This is a genomic window from Kordia aestuariivivens, assembly GCF_014397005.1.
GTDB classification, from domain to species: Bacteria; Bacteroidota; Bacteroidia; order Flavobacteriales; family Flavobacteriaceae; genus Kordia; species Kordia aestuariivivens.
On the sequence record NZ_JACGWS010000003.1, the window covers coordinates 80964 to 97614 of the forward strand.

General features: G+C 33.7%; 20 protein-coding genes. 12 read left to right on the top strand and 8 right to left on the bottom strand.

Features of this window, described 5'->3' with window-relative positions; all coding sequences use genetic code 11:
* The first annotated feature begins 353 nt into the window (after positions 1 to 353).
* The 5 genes from H2O64_RS05875 to H2O64_RS05895 all read left to right on the top strand — a co-directional run bounded on the left by H2O64_RS05875 (position 354) and on the right by H2O64_RS05895 (position 3200).
* Complete coding sequence (locus tag H2O64_RS05875; protein ID WP_187561239.1) at positions 354 to 710, top strand: hypothetical protein; 357 nt, start codon at positions 354 to 356, stop codon at positions 708 to 710.
* A 43-nt stretch (positions 711 to 753) separates the two neighbouring features.
* The gene (gene pheS, locus H2O64_RS05880; protein WP_187561240.1) at positions 754 to 1773 is read left to right on the top strand and encodes a phenylalanine--tRNA ligase subunit alpha; all 1020 of its coding nucleotides are present in this window, start codon (positions 754 to 756) and stop codon (positions 1771 to 1773) included.
* Between the two features lie 115 nt (positions 1774 to 1888).
* Positions 1889 to 2284, top strand: a complete 396-nt coding sequence (locus H2O64_RS05885; RefSeq protein WP_187561241.1) for a hypothetical protein — start codon at positions 1889 to 1891, stop codon at positions 2282 to 2284.
* 349 nt (positions 2285 to 2633) lie between these two features.
* Complete coding sequence (locus H2O64_RS05890; protein ID WP_187561242.1) at positions 2634 to 2879, top strand: hypothetical protein; 246 nt, start codon at positions 2634 to 2636, stop codon at positions 2877 to 2879.
* Between the two features lie 3 nt (positions 2880 to 2882).
* A complete protein-coding gene (locus H2O64_RS05895; RefSeq protein WP_187561243.1) occupies positions 2883 to 3200 on the top strand; it encodes a hypothetical protein in 318 nt (105 codons plus the stop codon).
* Between the two features lie 63 nt (positions 3201 to 3263).
* Here the strand turns inward: H2O64_RS05895 and H2O64_RS05900 are convergent, their stop codons facing one another.
* Positions 3264 to 4265, bottom strand: coding sequence for an NAD(P)H-dependent glycerol-3-phosphate dehydrogenase (locus H2O64_RS05900; protein ID WP_187561244.1), 1002 nt, complete (start codon positions 4263 to 4265; stop codon positions 3264 to 3266).
* Positions 4266 to 4393: 128 nt separating this feature from the next.
* Here H2O64_RS05900 and H2O64_RS05905 point away from each other — a divergent pair, with 128 nt between their 5' ends.
* The 3 genes from H2O64_RS05905 (at position 4394) to H2O64_RS05915 (ending at position 6869) form a co-directional block, all read left to right on the top strand.
* Positions 4394 to 5338, top strand: coding sequence for a nicotinic acid mononucleotide adenyltransferase (locus H2O64_RS05905; protein ID WP_187561245.1), 945 nt, complete (start codon positions 4394 to 4396; stop codon positions 5336 to 5338).
* Positions 5339 to 5837: 499 nt separating this feature from the next.
* Complete coding sequence (gene lysM / locus H2O64_RS05910; protein ID WP_187561246.1) at positions 5838 to 6344, top strand: peptidoglycan-binding protein LysM; 507 nt, start codon at positions 5838 to 5840, stop codon at positions 6342 to 6344.
* Between the two features lie 216 nt (positions 6345 to 6560).
* Positions 6561 to 6869 carry a hypothetical protein gene (locus H2O64_RS05915; RefSeq protein WP_187561247.1) on the top strand — a complete coding sequence of 103 codons (309 nt, stop codon included), beginning with the start codon at positions 6561 to 6563 and terminating at the stop codon, positions 6867 to 6869.
* Between the two features lie 153 nt (positions 6870 to 7022).
* Here H2O64_RS05915 and nadD read toward each other — a convergent pair whose 3' ends face one another.
* From nadD to H2O64_RS05930, 3 genes are read right to left on the bottom strand one after another with little or no spacing between them, the layout of a single operon-like run.
* Entirely contained in the window at positions 7023 to 7604 is a 582-nt protein-coding gene (gene nadD, locus H2O64_RS05920; protein WP_187561248.1) for a nicotinate (nicotinamide) nucleotide adenylyltransferase, read from the bottom strand.
* 1 nt (position 7605) lies between these two features.
* A complete protein-coding gene (gmk, locus tag H2O64_RS05925) occupies positions 7606 to 8190 on the bottom strand; it encodes a guanylate kinase (RefSeq protein WP_187561249.1) in 585 nt (194 codons plus the stop codon).
* Positions 8191 to 9039: a YicC family protein gene (locus H2O64_RS05930; protein WP_394368166.1), complete on the bottom strand. Its 849-nt coding sequence runs from the start codon at positions 9037 to 9039 to the stop codon at positions 8191 to 8193.
* A gap of 198 nt (positions 9040 to 9237) precedes the next feature.
* Between H2O64_RS05930 and H2O64_RS05935 the strand changes: the two genes are divergently transcribed.
* Complete coding sequence (locus tag H2O64_RS05935) at positions 9238 to 9915, top strand: PrsW family intramembrane metalloprotease (protein WP_187561251.1); 678 nt, start codon at positions 9238 to 9240, stop codon at positions 9913 to 9915.
* Here H2O64_RS05935 and H2O64_RS05940 read toward each other — a convergent pair.
* Positions 9902 to 10864 (bottom strand): YheT family hydrolase, encoded by a 963-nt coding sequence (locus H2O64_RS05940; protein ID WP_187561252.1) that lies wholly within the window; start codon positions 10862 to 10864, stop codon positions 9902 to 9904. The genes H2O64_RS05935 and H2O64_RS05940 overlap by 14 nt on opposite strands.
* 33 nt (positions 10865 to 10897) lie before the next feature.
* Here H2O64_RS05940 and H2O64_RS05945 point away from each other — a divergent pair, with 33 nt between their 5' ends.
* From H2O64_RS05945 to H2O64_RS05955, 3 genes are all read left to right on the top strand, one after another.
* Positions 10898 to 11374, top strand: coding sequence for an acyl-CoA thioesterase (locus H2O64_RS05945; protein WP_187561253.1), 477 nt, complete (start codon positions 10898 to 10900; stop codon positions 11372 to 11374).
* A gap of 120 nt (positions 11375 to 11494) precedes the next feature.
* Entirely contained in the window at positions 11495 to 12289 is a 795-nt protein-coding gene (locus tag H2O64_RS05950; RefSeq protein ID WP_187561254.1) for a hypothetical protein, read from the top strand.
* 346 nt (positions 12290 to 12635) lie between these two features.
* Entirely contained in the window at positions 12636 to 13070 is a 435-nt protein-coding gene (locus tag H2O64_RS05955) for a DUF1761 domain-containing protein (RefSeq protein ID WP_187561255.1), read from the top strand.
* Between the two features lie 162 nt (positions 13071 to 13232).
* Here the strand turns inward: H2O64_RS05955 and H2O64_RS05960 are convergent, their stop codons facing one another.
* From H2O64_RS05960 to H2O64_RS05970, 3 genes are all read right to left on the bottom strand, one after another.
* Entirely contained in the window at positions 13233 to 13937 is a 705-nt protein-coding gene (locus H2O64_RS05960; RefSeq protein ID WP_187561256.1) for a hypothetical protein, read from the bottom strand.
* A gap of 165 nt (positions 13938 to 14102) precedes the next feature.
* Positions 14103 to 15410, bottom strand: coding sequence for an ammonium transporter (locus H2O64_RS05965; RefSeq protein ID WP_187561257.1), 1308 nt, complete (start codon positions 15408 to 15410; stop codon positions 14103 to 14105).
* Positions 15411 to 15447: 37 nt separating this feature from the next.
* Positions 15448 to 16434, bottom strand: coding sequence for an outer membrane beta-barrel protein (locus H2O64_RS05970; RefSeq protein ID WP_187561258.1), 987 nt, complete (start codon positions 16432 to 16434; stop codon positions 15448 to 15450).
* Between the last annotated feature and the right edge of the window lie 217 nt (positions 16435 to 16651).

A 16651-nucleotide genomic window follows, 5' to 3' on the forward strand; every position in this document is an offset into this window, starting at 1 on the left:
TAGAATAAAAAGGTGATACTTCCTTTTCTTTTTAGCTTGTACTGAGTTTAGTTTGAAAGCCATTCTTTTTCCGCAGTATAGCAGCTATTTTCCGTTAAAAATTTTTGAAGCCTTGGAGAAAATTTAGGAAAATAGATGTGGTTTTAGTTTTCCTGAGAAAACTAAAAATACCTCTGGAAAAAGCGCACTTTCTTTTGTTTCTGTTTTCTTTGTGCGAGCAAAAAAAATGAAAATTAGTAAGAAAAATTAGGGTATTTGATTAGTGTTTAGAATTGAGATACCTAAGTTTTTTTGAGAAATATACTGATATCAATACGCGTTAATTACCTTTGCAGCTGAAAAAGAACGAAATAATGGCAAGAGACGAACAATTAAAGGAACGGTGGAATGGATTAGTTGAAAAACTAACGCTTCAATTTGCAGAAGGCGACACACTAGACTTGGATGCAATTATCTATTTAATTGGCGTGCAAGAATTGGGTCAAATCCATAAAACATTCAAAAAAGACGAAAAAGTAAACCTCATGCATATTGCTATTTGTCGTTTGTTGGAACCGTATGGTTATTACGAATTTGACTATTTTGATGATGATGGTTGGCCACATTACAAATTCAAAGAAGAATTGCCAACATTAAAAGCGGGAGAGCAAACTGTTTTAATGAAAGAAGCCATCGTTAATTACTTTTTGGAAAAGGAATACATTGTATAAGCTAGTTTTGTTTAAATTTGCAAGCTAAATTAAGAAGATCGTCATGATAGATAAGATCAAGGAACATATTGCTGAGGTAGAAAAGTTTACTACAAAAGCAAAAGAAGATATTGAAAACTTCAGAATTAAATACTTAGGTAAAAAAGGATTACTAAAAGAATTTTTTGCTGAATTTAAGAATGTTCCTAATGAACAAAAGAAAGAGTTTGGTCAAATTGTAAACCAATTACAAAAAGCGGCTCAAGAAAAAGTAAATGCTTTAAAAGAAGTGTTGGAAAACAATGTGGAAGAAAAAAGTGTTTATGGTGATTTAACGCGTCCGGCTGAACCGATTGAAATTGGTGCACGTCATCCAATATCATTAGTAAAGAATCAAATTACAGATATCTTTTCGCGTATTGGATTTAATGTGTCTGAAGGACCAGAAATAGAAGATGATTGGCACAATTTTACCGCATTGAATCTTCCAGAATATCATCCAGCACGTGATATGCAGGATACATTTTTCATTCAAACAAATCCAGATATTTTATTACGAACACACACAAGTTCGGTGCAAGTTCGATACATGGAAAACAACCAACCGCCAATTCGTACGATTTCTCCAGGAAGAGTATATCGCAATGAAGTGATTTCGGCACGTTCTCACTGCTTTTTCCATCAAATAGAAGGATTATATATAGACAAAGATGTAAGCTTTGCAGACTTAAAACAAACCTTGCAACATTTCACTAAAGAGATGTTTGGAAAGTCGAAAATTCGCTTGCGTCCTTCGTATTTCCCGTTTACAGAACCAAGCGCAGAAATTGATGTGTATTGGGGATTGGAAACAGAAACCGATCACAAAATTACCAAAGGAACAGGTTGGTTAGAAATCGGTGGTTGCGGAATGGTAGATCCGAATGTGTTGACAAACTGCGGTATTGACCCAGAAGAATATTCAGGATTTGCGTTCGGTGTTGGAATTGATCGTATTGCGATGTTATTACACCAAATAGGTGATATTCGTTTGTTGAGTGAAAACGATGTACGCTTCTTAGCGCAATTCAAATCGGCATTATAACCTAGCGTTATTACGAGCTAGAGCGAAGTAATCTGTTACTTAAAAAGCAGATTGCCACAACTTTTTCAAAGTTTCGCAATGACGGAATTTATTTTTTACAGAAATAATACGCAAAATGAAAAAAGACATTGAAATTCCACAAGTAGAAGGCTTGTATATGGCTGTTGTAGAAGAATACAATGAAATCTACAAATCAGACGATTGGAACGCGTATATCATCAATGAAAAGGATGTTGACTTAGAAATGATATTGATTGTTACGCGCGGATACGATGCGGAAAGAGAAACGTCAACAATGCGTCACAAATTGGCAAAATTGCCTGCAAAATCGTATGCAAAAGCGGAGTGGTTGCAAGAAGATGTTTTTGCATTAAATAACGAGTTTAGAGTTACCTTTTTTGAAGGTGGAAAAATGTATGATAAAAAGTATCTTTTCAGAAAAAACACGATTAACAAGAATGCGTTTCAAGAAATTCCACTAATGAATACGACTGGGATTTTGGTGAAATAGACTTGTTGGAATCGCTTCGCTGTTGGAATCGCTTCGCTGTTGGAATCGCTTCGCTGTTGGAATCGCTTCGCTGTTGGAATCGCTTCGCTGTTGGAATCGCTTCGCTGTTGGAATCGCTTCGCTGTTGGAATCGCTTCGCTGTTGGATTTATCTCACTAGTTCGCTATAAATTATTCATAACGTCACTTCGAGCGATTTTCGACAGAAAATTGTATCGAGAAGTATTTTACTTTCAAAACATTCAAGTTTTTGAATACATCTTCAAATTAAAATATCAATTTCACTTTATATCTTCATATAAATGATTTATGATAATTTACGTATATTTGGTAGTATAGTACTTTTTATAATGGGAGCAATAGAGTTAAAAAATAAAATAATACAACTTTTAAATACTGATAACATATCTTATTTAAAGGAAGTCTTTGATTTTGCTGAAAAAAATAAATTACAACATACAGATTCTTTTCAGGAATTGCCAACTCCTATTCAAGAACTACTTTTAGAAAGTGCAGCACAAGCCGATCGAGGTGAACTTACGTCTCATGATAAAGTTATGGAAGAAGTGCAAAAAAGATATAATCTCACCAAATAATAGATGTCCAAAATAATAGTTTCGTGGACACCTTATGCTAAATTTTCATATTTTGATGAGTTAGATTTTATTGAATCTAAATGGACTTCTAAAGAAGTGAATGCTTTTATCGCTCTTGTTAATGGATTTATTGAAAACTTGTCTTGTGGTATTATTCAAGGAAAAAAATATTCACCTAAAAATATTCATTCATTAGTAATCTCAAAACAAACAACAGTATTTTATAGAATGCATCCAGATCAAGATTTAATCACATTACTTTTATTTTGGAACAATCAAAAAGATTCAAATATGTTGAAAAAGACTTTACAAAGGATATAATTGCAGAAAAACAATCATTCCATTTTCAAATTAACACATTGAAACATTTTCAAATTGAAAACATCAATCCAACTTATCCGTTAACTTCTGAAAAACTTTCTTAGGATCTTTATTCTGATATAGAATTGCGTAGACAGCATCAATAATTGGCATTTGTGTCTTCTTAGTATTTTTCTGATTCAATAAATACGCGCTGTTCGTTGCATAATAACCTTCAGCAACCATATTCATTTCCATTTGAGCAGACTTTACAGTGTAGCCTTTTCCAATCATGTTTCCGAACATTCTGTTTCGAGAGAATACCGAATAACCAGTTACGAGTAAATCGCCCAAATAGGCAGAGTTATTGATGTTCCGTTTCATCTTGTGCACTTTCTTGATAAAACGTTTCATTTCGCGAATAGCGTTGCTCATTAACACACTTTGGAAATTATCGCCATAACCCAATCCGTGTGCAATTCCGGCAGCAATAGCGTAGATATTTTTCAACATCACGGCATATTCTGTTCCAATAACATCATCACTTGTTTTCGTTTTGATATAATCGCTTGCTAAAACATCAGCAATTTTTTGTGCTTTTTCTTGATCGGCACATGAAATTGTCAAATATGACAAACGTTCGAGTGCAACTTCTTCGGCATGACAAGGACCTGCAATAACGGCAATGTTTTCAAACGGAGTTTTGTAAATATCATGAAAATGTTCCCCAACCAATAATCCTGATTCAGGAATGATTCCTTTTACGGCAGAAACGATGATTTTATCAGAAATATCAACCGTTAGTTTTTGTAATTCTGAAAAAACAAAGGCAGACGGAATGACAAAAATCAACACATCGGCATACTTGGCAGTTTCGTTAATATCGTTACTAAGTTTTAGTTTATCAATATTAAACTCTACCGAACTCAAATAACTCGGATTGTGTTGTTCCTTTAATAAATGCTCTTTTGTATACACACTTCGCATGTACCAACCTACTTCATCTAAGTTCTCACAAAGCATTTTCACAATCGCGGTTGCCCAACTTCCTGCGCCAAAAACAGCATATTTTAATTCTTTGTCCATAAAATAGTTGATCTATAATTCAAAAATACGCAAAATATTGCTCTTAACGCATGCTTGAAAATCAAGAGTTTGCTTTTTTGGCATGTGTTTTGAATACTATTAAACATCAACATTAAACAGATTGGCTTATGAAGACTCTAAAATTACTCTTAACAATTACATTAGTTAGTTCAATAATGAGCTCATGTTATACGGAAGTTATAGTAGAAGATCCAATTATTGATCCACCAGGAATTACTTTGAATCAGTTATTGAACTCGTATGAATTATGGTATGTAAATATCAACGAAACTACTGGAAACGGTGAAGTTCCGTTTTTACAACGTGCGTTTACGGTATCATTTATCAATGGAACCTTGTATGCAAACAATAATATTTCGGGAATAGGAACCAACGGAAACGGATATGGAATTGATGTTGGAATCTACGGAACTGATTTCGATTTTGTAGAGATTGATCATGATATTGATGGATTTTATCCATTGCGTGTAGATCAACTTAGTGTAAACAGAATTCGTATGGTTGATACAGCTACAAATACAAGTTATTACTTAACAGGATATCAACGTTCAAATTTTGATTACGATTTCGTATTCTATGACAATATTCACTATTTATTACAAGAATTTACGGCATGGAAAAAAACATTTACAAGTCAGACTGGAATGCTAAATGCATTTGATGATGAAAATTTCTTAACGTTTTTATCAGGTGGAAATGATGATACATTTTTATCATCTACAGATAATGTAGATACGCCAATTGCAGATATAATCTACGATTACGAAGGAATTTATACAGTGTATGATGTAGCTGGCGATCCGTACTCGAAAGTTTTAACATTAGATTATGATTATCTGGACAATGAATATTTTGAATTGAACGTTATAGATGACGGAAACATAGAGTTGTTTCACCCAGATTCTGGAACAACATACGAGTTTCAAGGAAGAGGTTACATTCAATTCTTACGTCCGTCAGCAGATGGAAGTACAACACAGTTGAAGCAGACCGATAAAAAACGTAAAAAAATTATCAATAAGAAGTTCAATAAAGACGACTTTAAGAAATAAAAACATAAAGACTTTGGTTGGTTATTTAGTTTAGAAACAGTTTTCACGACTTTGTGAAAACTGTTTCTTTTTTTTAATGAAACTCAGTTTTGAAAAGCCTGAAAGGCGCATGCAAAACTGCAAGTTGAATTAACTCCGCTGCAGAGCGGAGTCTTCTGCAAACGATTTCTAATTTTCTTTTCATCACAAATTACAGTTTGAAATAAGTATTTTGAAAAGCCTGAAAGTCGCATGCAAAACTGCAAGTTGAATTAACTCTGCTGCGGAGCGGAATCTTCTGCAAACGATTTCTAATTTTCTTTTCATCACAAATTACAGTTTGAAATAAGTATTTTGAAAAGCTTGAAAAGCTGCGTGCAAAATGCAACTTAAAGAAACTTTTTGCAGTACATCGTTTAGTTACATAAATACTATTGAACTTTTGTGAACCACATGATTTTTCGTACATTAACAATTCAATAAAAACCTCAATTAACAAATAATAAAACAAAGAACAATTATGGGATTATTTTCATTTATAAAAGATGCAGGTGCCAAAATATTTGGTGGAAAAACATCCGCTGAAAAAGCCGCAGAAGAAGCTATTGAAAAAGCTGAAGAACATTTAGAAGAAGTTGCAATTAAGAGAGCTGAAGATGAAGCGTCAATCAAAGAGACAATTCATGATTTAGATTTACACGTGGAAGATTTATATGTTTCACTTGAAGGCGACACGGCAATCATTACTGGAAAAGCATACGATCAGGCAACTAAAGAAAAAGTAGTTTTAGTCGTAGGAAACACACATGGAATTGCCATGGTTGATGACAGAATGGAAGTAGAACACAAAGAACCAGAAGCACAATTTCATACCGTAGCTAAAGGTGATACACTTGGAAAAATTGCCAAACAATATTATGGAAATGCTATGAAATATCCAGTAATTTTTGAAGCAAACAAACCAATGTTGAAAAATCCAGATTTAATATATCCGGGACAAGTATTACGAATTCCAGCATTGGATTAACATACAAATATGAAAAACTCCTCAATCTTGAGGAGTTTTTTGCTACATATAAGTTAAAAACCTACAAAAAAGGGGAAAAGTCCCCTTGTTCCGTACCTCGAAAAACGTCTAATATTGCTTTCTAAACAAACCAATATTATGAGAAGCTATCGTCCACTAATAATTATTCCGCTTTCTATATTGTTATTGATCCTTTTGGGAATTACATCTTTCGTAATGCCAAAAAAGGAAATTATTGGAACTTGGGCGTCACAATCGAACCCAGAATATACATTAGAGTTTCTTCAAAATGGAATTGGGAAAGATTACTACGCAAATAAAGAAGGCAAAAATTATCATTATACCATAGCGACACAATGCGATGAATATAGCACGTATCGTTCGTTATTTGTCAAAATAACTGACGATCAAGGTGAATCTTCAAGATGTTATGAGTTGAAAGGTGTCAACGAACGCAACGATGGTACTTTAGTCTTAGTTGATATGGAAAACAACGAAGAATATGTGTATACGAAAATTCAATAATTAAAAGATTGAATAAGACTGTTGTTCTATATTCATGATTTTTTTACAAATCGTCATTTCAAGTGATTTTCGCCAGAAAATAGTATCGAGAAATACTTTCAAGTCACAAGCTACATTTTCAAATCAGACAATCTTCAAATTGAAAAATTAAGATTACTTCTTATAAAAATTCATCTCATCAATATATTCCCAAACATTTTCAGGTAATAATGGTTTGATGTTTTTCTTTTCTTTAATTGCTTTTCGAATAAACGTAGAAGAAATTTCCATAATCGGCGCATTCACCTTATGAATCTTAGGATGATCTTTAAATTGATGTTCTACTAAACCTTCCGAAACTCTAGGATATACATACACATCGTGGTTTGCTAAAATCACATCGTAGTTTTTCCACTTGTGAAATCCTTTTAAATTGTCTTCGCCCATAATAAGGCAAAACTCATGCGTCGGATATTTTTCTTGTAAATGCGCTAAGGTATTTACGGTATAATTTGGTTGTGGTAAGTTGAATTCTATTTTGCTTGGCTTAATCTTAGGATACTCGTCCGTAGCAACCATGACCATTTGATAGCGATGATGATTATCGAGTAAGCTACTTTTCTTTTTAAACGGATTGTGTGGCGTTACCACCATCCAAATAGCGTCTAAGTCGCTGTATTCTGCCATGTGATTGGCAATTGCCAAATGTCCAATATGAATCGGATTGAACGTGCCAAAATACAAACCAATTTTCATTTTATTTATTTGTTTCAATTCCTAAATATTCAGCAACTATCTTTTCGGCTTCTGCTTTTGCTCTGTCCAAATCGTCATTCATTACAATCACGTCAAACTGTGGCGCTGTTGCCATTTCTACGGCAGCTTTGGCAACACGCATATCAATTTTTTCGTCACTTTCAGTTTTTCTACCTTTTAGGCGTACAATCAATTCATTAATACTTGGTGGCTCTACAAAAACAGTTAACGTTTCTTCTGGAAATTTTCGTTTGATACGTAAAGCGCCAACAACGTCAATATCAAAAATAACGTTTCTTCCTGCATCACAAATACGATCAACTTCTGTTTTAAGTGTTCCGTAATAATTTTCAGGATACACTTCTTCCCACTCTAAAAATTCTTTGTTTTTAATTTTTTGTCTAAACGCTGCAGGAGATAAAAAATAATAATCTTTTCCTTCGATTTCTGTACCGCGTTTTTCGCGAGAAGCTGCCGAAATAGAAAATTCTAAATTCAATTTAGGAATTCCTAATAAGTGATGAACAATAGTGGTTTTCCCTGCGCCAGAAGGTGCTGCAAATACAATTAGCTTGCCTCTTTTCATTTACAACACGTTTAAAAGTTGTTCTTTTATTTTCTCCAATTCGTCTTTCATCTGTACGACCAATTGTTGCATGGGCGCGTAATTAGATTTAGAACCAATGGTGTTGATTTCACGACCAATTTCTTGCGTAATGAAGCCTAACTTTTTCCCATTAGAATCGGTAGAATGTAACGACTTTGAAAAATAATCTAAGTGGTTTGCCAACCGAACTTTTTCTTCAGTAATATCAAATTTTTCTAAATAATAAATCAATTCTTGCTCAAAACGATTTTCGTCTACTTGTTCTTTCAAATCATCCAAGGCTTTGCGAAGTCTTCCTCTCACAGAATTCATACGTTCATCGTCCATTTCAATAATACTAGTTAGTAAATTTGAAATGTTTTTCACACGAAGTAAAAAGTCTTGTTCTAACACTTTTCCTTCTTCCAAGCGATATTCGTTGAGTTCTTTAATGGCATGTTGCAATGCATTTTGAATGACTTCAAATTCTTTTGCATCTATTTCCTCACGTTCGGTTTTTAATGAATCGGGCATACGAACGACCATTTTCAATAACTCTATATCATCTGCTTCAGGTTCAATATCGCGCAATTGACGCATATATTCTTTTACAACTGCTTTGTTGATTACGGTAGAAGTTTCTTCCGCAGTGGCTTCTATATACAAAGAGAAATCAACCTTTCCTCTTACTAAAGTAGCCGCAATTGTTTTACGCATTGCCAATTCTTTTTCCCGATAAGAAGAAGGAATTCGAGCATTCAAATCCAAACTCTTGCTGTTCAGTGATTTTAATTCAATAGTTATTTTTTTAGACGGAAGTTGTTCAACAGACTTTCCGAATCCGGTCATAGACTTTATCATAACGGCAAAAATAATAAAAATAGCGACAACGTTTCGGTTTCTTTGTGGCTATTCTGTATGTATTCAAGACTTTTGTGAAAACAGTTTTTTGGCTGTGGCCGAAAGTTTAATGAAATAATGTGATGATAAACCAAGATAAATCGTTCATATTATCATTCGTTTTTTTATTTTTGACAAAACTACCTGATGCCTTTAATATTATTATCTATTGCTCCTGCGCTTTTGATTATAACTTATATTTATTACAGTGATAAATATGATAAGGAACCACGGCACTTATTATTCATCTGTTTCTTTTTGGGTGCTGTTGGGAGTATTTTAATTGCGTCTGTCTCTCATTTATTTGTTTCACAATACTATCCTGGGTTAGAAGAACCAATTGTTTGGGTTCAATTTTGCAAAGCCTTTTTTGTTGTGGCTTTGGTAGAAGAATTTAGCAAATATATATTTGTGCGGTACTTTGCCCAAAATCACAAAGAGTTTGACGAACCGTACGACGGAATTATGTATGCCATTATGGTTTCTATGGGTTTTGCAGTCACCGAAAACTTAGCGTATGCGTTTCAAGGTGGAATAGACATTGCCATATACAGAGCTTTTACAGCAGTTCCAGCACATGCAACTTTTGGAATTATTATGGGCTATTATATGGGAAAAGCAAAATTTTCCAGAAACCGTGTGAAGTACAATTTGATGGGATTAGCGTTGGCGACTTTCTTTCATGGAATTTATGACTTCTTCTTATTTATCAATTACATTCCAGGAATTTCCATCGGAGCATTTATGTCATTAGCTGTTGGATTATTATTATCACAAAAAGCCATTCGGCTTCATCAACAAAACTCACATTTTAAACCGAAGTAGCAAAGCTCAAAGCTTGTGCTTCTGAATGGTAAATTTGACCAAACTCAAAAAAACCTACATGTCCACCGTATTTTGGCATTTCTAAATACAAATCGTCGTTTTCTTCTGCTTCTTTAATTGGATAGCAATCTTTAGATAAAAAAGAATCATTTAAGGAATTAATAACTAAGGTCGGAATTTTAATATAGCGCAAAAACTGTAATGAAGAACACTTTTTATAATAATCTAGTGCATCTTTAAAACCATGCGCTTTAGAAGAATATAAATCGTCAATTTTAAATAAAGTATCTGCTTTTTTAATATCCTCTAAACTCAATAATGATGGAAATGCTTTATGTTTTTCCATGAGTTTTTCTTGTAAATGTTTTATAAAACGATTGGTGTACAAGCGATTCTCTAACCGATTCATCTGCTGTAATGAACCATGCAAAGAACAAGGAACGGAAATAGCGATTCCGGCTTTTACTTCTTTAGGAACACGAATTGATTCGCCTAAATATTTCAACAACATATTTCCGCCCAAGCTAAATCCTTTCATAATAATATGATCGTATTTTGGATGGTTTGTAAGCACATGTGCAACAACTTCTCTCAAATCGTCCGTAGCACCAGCATTGTAAGAACGATACAAACGATTGGGTTCGCCACTACAGCTTCTGTAGTTCATAGCAATAGCATCATACTCATGATCATTAAATAATTTTGCCGATCGCGTAATATAAGCGCGTTGTGCATTTCCTTCCAAACCATGTAGTAAAATGATAAGCTTATTGGTTTTTTTCTTGGCAAAACTCCAATCTAAATCTATAAAATCACTATCACTTAAAGTAATACGTTCTCTTTTCTGTTCAATTTTTGCGCCTTTTCGGAATAAACCTGAATACACCGTTGAAACATGACCATTTTTAAAAATAAGTGGTGGATCGTAATACGTATTTAATATTGGCATACTATTTTTGATAAATAAAAAAATAAATATACAATGTATTTTAAAGAATTTGAAATTCGTTGGAGTGATTTAGATGCAAATCGTCATTTAGCCAACGCTGCGTACATAAACTTTATGAGTCATACGCGAATGGGGTTTCTCATTGAGAATGGTTTTACGCAAAAAGAATTAGCCAAAAACAATATTGGTCCAGTAGTATTTTACGAGCATGTGTATTATTTTAAAGAAGCATTTTTAGGGAAACCTGTACGCGTTTCGCTAGAAGTTGCAGGACTGAGTGAAGACGGAATGTTCTTTGAGTTTATTCATAATTTTTATGATACTAACGGAAAAAACTTTGCAAGTTGTGAAATTATGGGTGCTTGGATCGATTTAAAATCACGTCAATTGATTGGATTACCAGTATTTTTTAATGATGCATTGCGCAATGCGCCAAAAGCAAAAAACTTTAAAGTATTGACAAAAGAAGATACGCGAAAATTCGGGAAGAAGCCTCAAGATTTACAGTAACTATTTGATTTTGATCAATAACTATACTTTTACAAGAAAAAATAAGTTTTACTATGATATAAGTAATAGAAATTCCTATTAAACCTACTGTTACGTGTAATTATGAGAAAAATATTATATATGATTTTTGTTTTAACTTCAATAACATCTTGTAGTCAAGATGTAGACAAGCTAGTCTCTGAAATTTCAGATAAAAATATTGTTGAATATGAACATGTTGGAATTGGAGGCTGGACAGGACAAAATTATTTAAAATTTAAAGAATTAAGTCAAAAGGCAAACTCCAATCAGTTAATACAATTACTAACACATGAAAATCCTGTAGTTGTCTGTTATGCAAGTTGGGCATTGATTGAACAGGAATACGAAGACTTACCTAAAATCTTTGAGACGCTAATTAAAGACGGTAGAATTGTTGAAACGTATTCAGGTTGTCTACTTAATAAAGATAAATTATCGAGCGAATTTTATCATAGATACTGGAATTTAGTGAATATGAAAAATGCAAAAGATGAAGTCCTTTTTGAGCTTGATAAAATAATAATAGCATCAGAAAATCCAAACAAGTCATTGTTAGGGAGAGCTTTGGAAAATAGAATGTATGATGATGATTTAAAAGAAACAATTTATACATTAGGATTTAAAAAAGATTACATTGATGCAATATTTTATTTGTGTAATTGGCATAGGTCAGTATATAGTGATGAATTGCAATCGTTTATCATAAATGAATTAAAAACAACAAAATTTAAAGGTAGAAATTCATCAACATACTATAAACTTTTAGATGAATTGATAAAATTTAATAATAAGGACTTACATGATTTTATTGTAGATAAATACAGATCAGATTTGCCAAATATTAATGAAATTGAAAATTTTGTAAACCTTTTTGAAAGAAATAATATCTTTTAACTAATAATATTAGTGCCCGATAAAATTTTTGATATTCTTCTCAATACCCTACGATCAATGAGTTTCTAGGAAAGTATTCATGAACAACCATTGCTTTTAATCAATCTTCATTAGGAATGAAAGTATTATTGGCAAGCATAAAAAAATATAATTATAATCTCTGTTTTTCAATTAGTTGCATAACGAGTCTTTATGCTATAATCTAACAGCGCAGCGATCTTTAATCTTTTATCGAACAACAGTGAAATACTAATCTTATATCTTCAAGAAATTCAGTAACTATTTGATTATTAGTTAAAAAACAGTACATTTAAAATACTAACCTATATTAACTAACATCAAAATTATGGAAAACATTAATTGGATTGCACTTGTAGTAGCGGCTTTGTCTACACTTGTGATTGGCTTTTTGTGGTATGGACCTTTGTTTGGAAAAGCTTGGATGAAAGAAACAGGCATGACCGAAGAGAAAGCACAGCAAGGAAGCATGCCATTGCGACTCGGATTGAGTGTTGTTTTAGCTTTTATAGCGGTATTTTTTATTTACATGACTTCCGTTGCCACAGGTGGAGAACCTGGGGATCCACATGGACAAGAAAAGTTTTTAACTTTTGGGCATGGTGTTGTGCATGGACTTTTGGTTTCGTTATTTGTTGTCATGCCAGCCTTGGTAACGAATGCAATGTACGAGCAAAAATCATTCAAATACATGTTGATCAACGTCGGATATTGGGTAGTTTCGTTTGCTATTATGGGCGGAATTGTCAATGCTTGGACGTAATATTAAAAAATAACAATAAAAAAAAAAGAGGCTGTCTAAAAAGTCAAAATTTCGTCAAACCGAACTTGATTCGGTTTCTCATAATCATTGATAATCAGTGTGATGAGATTCTGAATCAAGTTCAGAATGACGCTTTCTAAAAACTTTTCAGACAGCCTCTTTTTATCCTTTCCAAATAGCATTCCGAAGCCCAATAACATACGGAATTCCTCTATGAACAGTAAGATCTAAGGCTCTTCCGCCGCCACGATATTCGTTCCAGCGACCAAAACGGTACGTAAAAATTCCGTTATTTATACCAATAACCCAAACCGTTCCGCGATCGCAATATATTTTTTGACCAATTCCATTTCCGCGAAGTTGTATCCAGCCCATGCCGTTTCCACGCCATATACTTCCGTCTTCCGCGATGATATATGGAATTCCATTATGTGCTGCAATATCAATAGCGCTTCCATATCCTGGATATAAATTCCAGTTTCTGCCATCAAATGAAAATATGTTGTTATTAACTCCTATAAGCCACAGTTGACCGTTGTCACTATAAATTCGCTTTCCGAGTCCGTTTCCAGGCATTGGAACCCAACCTGAACCTGTTCCTTTCCATATTCCGTTGTTGAGTCCAATAATATAAGGCGTTCCATTATGTACGGCAATATCTATTGCTTTTCCGCGACCAGGATATTCTTGCCACGTACGACCGTTATATGAAAAAACACTGTTTTGCATTCCAATAACCCAAAGAGTTCCATTGTCGTTATAAATAGCTTTTCCTTGTCCGCCACCGCGAAGTTGTTTCCAAACTTGTGCATTTCCAAAAGAAACACAAAAAAGGACGAGTACTAAAGCGCAAATAATTTTTTTCATAATAGCTATTAATAATGTTGTGCTTAAATGTACAAATTTAATGCCATTCAGAAATAATAGAAAAAGTCAAGATGAATTCTTAAGCAAAAAACCTCCGAAACAATAGTTCCGAAGGTTTTTTCAACAATTAAATTTATACATAACAATTAGTATGTATTTTTATTATTAGCCTCTATCACGTTTTCCTGGATATGCAATTTCTCCATGTTCAGAAAGGTCTAATCCAACCATTTCTTCTTCTTCAGTAACCCGAAGTCCCATCGTTGATTTTAAGATTTTAAAAACGATAAAAGATAATACAACAGCCCAAACAGCATACGCTAAACTACCTAGAGCTTGTACTCCTAGTTGTTCTGCGCCACCACCGTTAAAAAGACCTATGCCTTTATCACCATTAATACCCCAAAGGCCTATCACTACAGTTCCCCAAACACCAGCAACGCCGTGTACAGAAGCTGCTCCGATGGCATCGTCAATTTTAAGTTTCTTTTCAATAAATTCTATTGAGAATACAACAATAATACCTCCAATAAGTCCTGCAAAAACAGCTCCAATTGCAGACATATTTCCGCAACCCGCAGTAATACTTACCAACCCAGCTAATGCACCATTTAGTGTTTGTGGTAAATTAGGTTTTCCATACCAAATCCATGTCGTTATTAATGCACCTAAACCACCTGCTGCGGCAGCTAAGTTTGTAATTAAAATAACATTAGAAGCTCCGATAGCATCAGCTCCGCCCCATGCAAGTTGAGATCCACCATTAAAACCAAACCATCCTAACCAAAGGATAAATACACCTAAAGTTGCCAAAACTTGATTGTGACCAGGAATTGAGAATACTTTTCCATCTACAAATTTACCAATTCTTGGCCCTACCATAATGGCAGCAACTAAAGCAGCCCATCCACCCACAGAGTGAACAATAGAAGAACCTGCAAAATCAATAAATCCTAACTCTGTTAGCCAGCCAGATCCTTGCCATTGCCATCCACCAGCAATTGGATAAATAAGTGCTGTCATCACAATAGAAAATATTACGTAGGTAGAATATTTAGTTCGTCCTGCAATAGCACCAGAAACAATCGTAGCTGCAGTAGCGGCAAACATTGTCTGAAAGAATAAATCGGCACCTTTACCTTGCATTAATCCACTCCAGAAAAATGTACCACTATCATTAGCTGTTCCATACATTAAAGAATATCCAACGAACCAATAGGTTAGTGAACCGACACAAATATCAAGCAAGTTTTTCATTGCAATATTTGCTGCGTTTTTAGAGCGTGTCATTCCTGTTTCAACAAGCGTAAATCCTGCTTGCATAAAAAATACTAGAATACCCGAAAGTAACATCCATAGCATTCCTAAATCTCCATTAATTGCACTCACTGCTTCTTCTATATCTTTTGTGGAAGCTGGTGCAACATCTTGAATTGTAATTAGATTTGGTAAAATCGTTAAAAAATTATCCATCGTAATTATATTTATTGTTAGTTATCTTATTATGTAATTAAAATTGGTAGATAGCAGCTAAAACAAAAGAACCTAAGCTTTTTGTTGCCATTAAATCTGTATCAATAAAAATATCTTCAGAACCACTATCAAGTCTAAATTCAGGTTTAATAATTAAATCTTCATCAACCACATAGCTTCCAGTAAGTGTTACTGAAAAAACACTAGGGTCATCACTGATGGCATCACTTTGTGTTTGAAAATATTCGCCTCTCAAACCTATTGTTAAAGATTCGCTTGTGCTGTATTGAGGGTAAATATCTACTCCGTAGAATCCTTCACCTTCATTATCTGCATACGCAGCATTAATTCCAATATAAAAGTCTTCAGTCGCATCAAAACCACCTGTATAATCTATTTCAAAACCTAGTCCGGCTTTGTCGTACAGTAAGTTTAAAAACTGATCGCTATATCCTAATTGTGCTCCTACGGCGTAACTTCCATCAGGATTAAATTCGGTCACATCCGTTTGATTAAACACACCTAGCATCAAACTAAAATCTTCAGAAAGTGTAAAATCAGCTTTCAATCCAGTATGTGAAAATGGACCATTAGAGAATAAATAAGAAGTACTGTAGTTAAAGTTTCCAGTTGGAGAAATCACTTCATATCCTAAAAAAGTGTTGAACTTTCCAATAGTAAGCTTTGTGTTTTTGCTGATGTTGTAATAAGCAAATAACTGATTCAATACAGTTGCACTTGCAGCTTCACCTCTTGGACCGAAAACTAAATCAGCAACAGCACCAACTTTCCCTTTTTCATAAGAAGCAATAATATTTCCCATACCTAATGAAAAACCAGCGGTGTCTGCAAAAGAAGTTGCTGGAGCAATTTGATTATCATCATTTGGGGCTGTGAAGTTAGTTCTGAAGTAAGCATCTATACTTCCTCCAAATGTGAATTTTTTTTCAGGAGCGTCTGTTTTTTCTTGTGCGCTCAAAACTAAACTTGTTAAAAGTAATGTTAGTGTAAATAAATGTTTCATAAATTTTGAATTATATGGTTATTCCGATCCAAATCTATATAAACTTTACTTGCACCCACAAAAAAATAGGGTCAAACGATTCATTTTTATTAAATAACAATTTTGAACCCTATTATTTTTAGGGTTAACTATTTTTTATAAGTTTTTTTGATAAATCAATAATCAGAATTTTACAAAATTCACATGATTTTAATAATTTTGATGAAAAATCTGTAAT

Coding starts and splice junctions, on each gene's coding strand:
- H2O64_RS05875 (WP_187561239.1), top strand. CDS start 354: ATGGCAAGAGACGAACAATTAAAGGAACGGTGGAATGGATTAGTTGAA.
- pheS (WP_187561240.1), top strand. CDS start 754: ATGATAGATAAGATCAAGGAACATATTGCTGAGGTAGAAAAGTTTACT.
- H2O64_RS05885 (WP_187561241.1), top strand. CDS start 1,889: ATGAAAAAAGACATTGAAATTCCACAAGTAGAAGGCTTGTATATGGCT.
- H2O64_RS05890 (WP_187561242.1), top strand. CDS start 2,634: ATGGGAGCAATAGAGTTAAAAAATAAAATAATACAACTTTTAAATACT.
- H2O64_RS05895 (WP_187561243.1), top strand. CDS start 2,883: ATGTCCAAAATAATAGTTTCGTGGACACCTTATGCTAAATTTTCATAT.
- H2O64_RS05900 (WP_187561244.1), bottom strand. CDS start 4,265: ATGGACAAAGAATTAAAATATGCTGTTTTTGGCGCAGGAAGTTGGGCA.
- H2O64_RS05905 (WP_187561245.1), top strand. CDS start 4,394: ATGAAGACTCTAAAATTACTCTTAACAATTACATTAGTTAGTTCAATA.
- lysM (WP_187561246.1), top strand. CDS start 5,838: ATGGGATTATTTTCATTTATAAAAGATGCAGGTGCCAAAATATTTGGT.
- H2O64_RS05915 (WP_187561247.1), top strand. CDS start 6,561: ATGCCAAAAAAGGAAATTATTGGAACTTGGGCGTCACAATCGAACCCA.
- nadD (WP_187561248.1), bottom strand. CDS start 7,604: ATGAAAATTGGTTTGTATTTTGGCACGTTCAATCCGATTCATATTGGA.
- gmk (WP_187561249.1), bottom strand. CDS start 8,190: ATGAAAAGAGGCAAGCTAATTGTATTTGCAGCACCTTCTGGCGCAGGG.
- H2O64_RS05930 (WP_394368166.1), bottom strand. CDS start 9,039: ATGACCGGATTCGGAAAGTCTGTTGAACAACTTCCGTCTAAAAAAATA.
- H2O64_RS05935 (WP_187561251.1), top strand. CDS start 9,238: ATGCCTTTAATATTATTATCTATTGCTCCTGCGCTTTTGATTATAACT.
- H2O64_RS05940 (WP_187561252.1), bottom strand. CDS start 10,864: ATGCCAATATTAAATACGTATTACGATCCACCACTTATTTTTAAAAAT.
- H2O64_RS05945 (WP_187561253.1), top strand. CDS start 10,898: ATGTATTTTAAAGAATTTGAAATTCGTTGGAGTGATTTAGATGCAAAT.
- H2O64_RS05950 (WP_187561254.1), top strand. CDS start 11,495: ATGATTTTTGTTTTAACTTCAATAACATCTTGTAGTCAAGATGTAGAC.
- H2O64_RS05955 (WP_187561255.1), top strand. CDS start 12,636: ATGGAAAACATTAATTGGATTGCACTTGTAGTAGCGGCTTTGTCTACA.
- H2O64_RS05960 (WP_187561256.1), bottom strand. CDS start 13,937: ATGAAAAAAATTATTTGCGCTTTAGTACTCGTCCTTTTTTGTGTTTCT.
- H2O64_RS05965 (WP_187561257.1), bottom strand. CDS start 15,410: ATGGATAATTTTTTAACGATTTTACCAAATCTAATTACAATTCAAGAT.
- H2O64_RS05970 (WP_187561258.1), bottom strand. CDS start 16,434: ATGAAACATTTATTTACACTAACATTACTTTTAACAAGTTTAGTTTTG.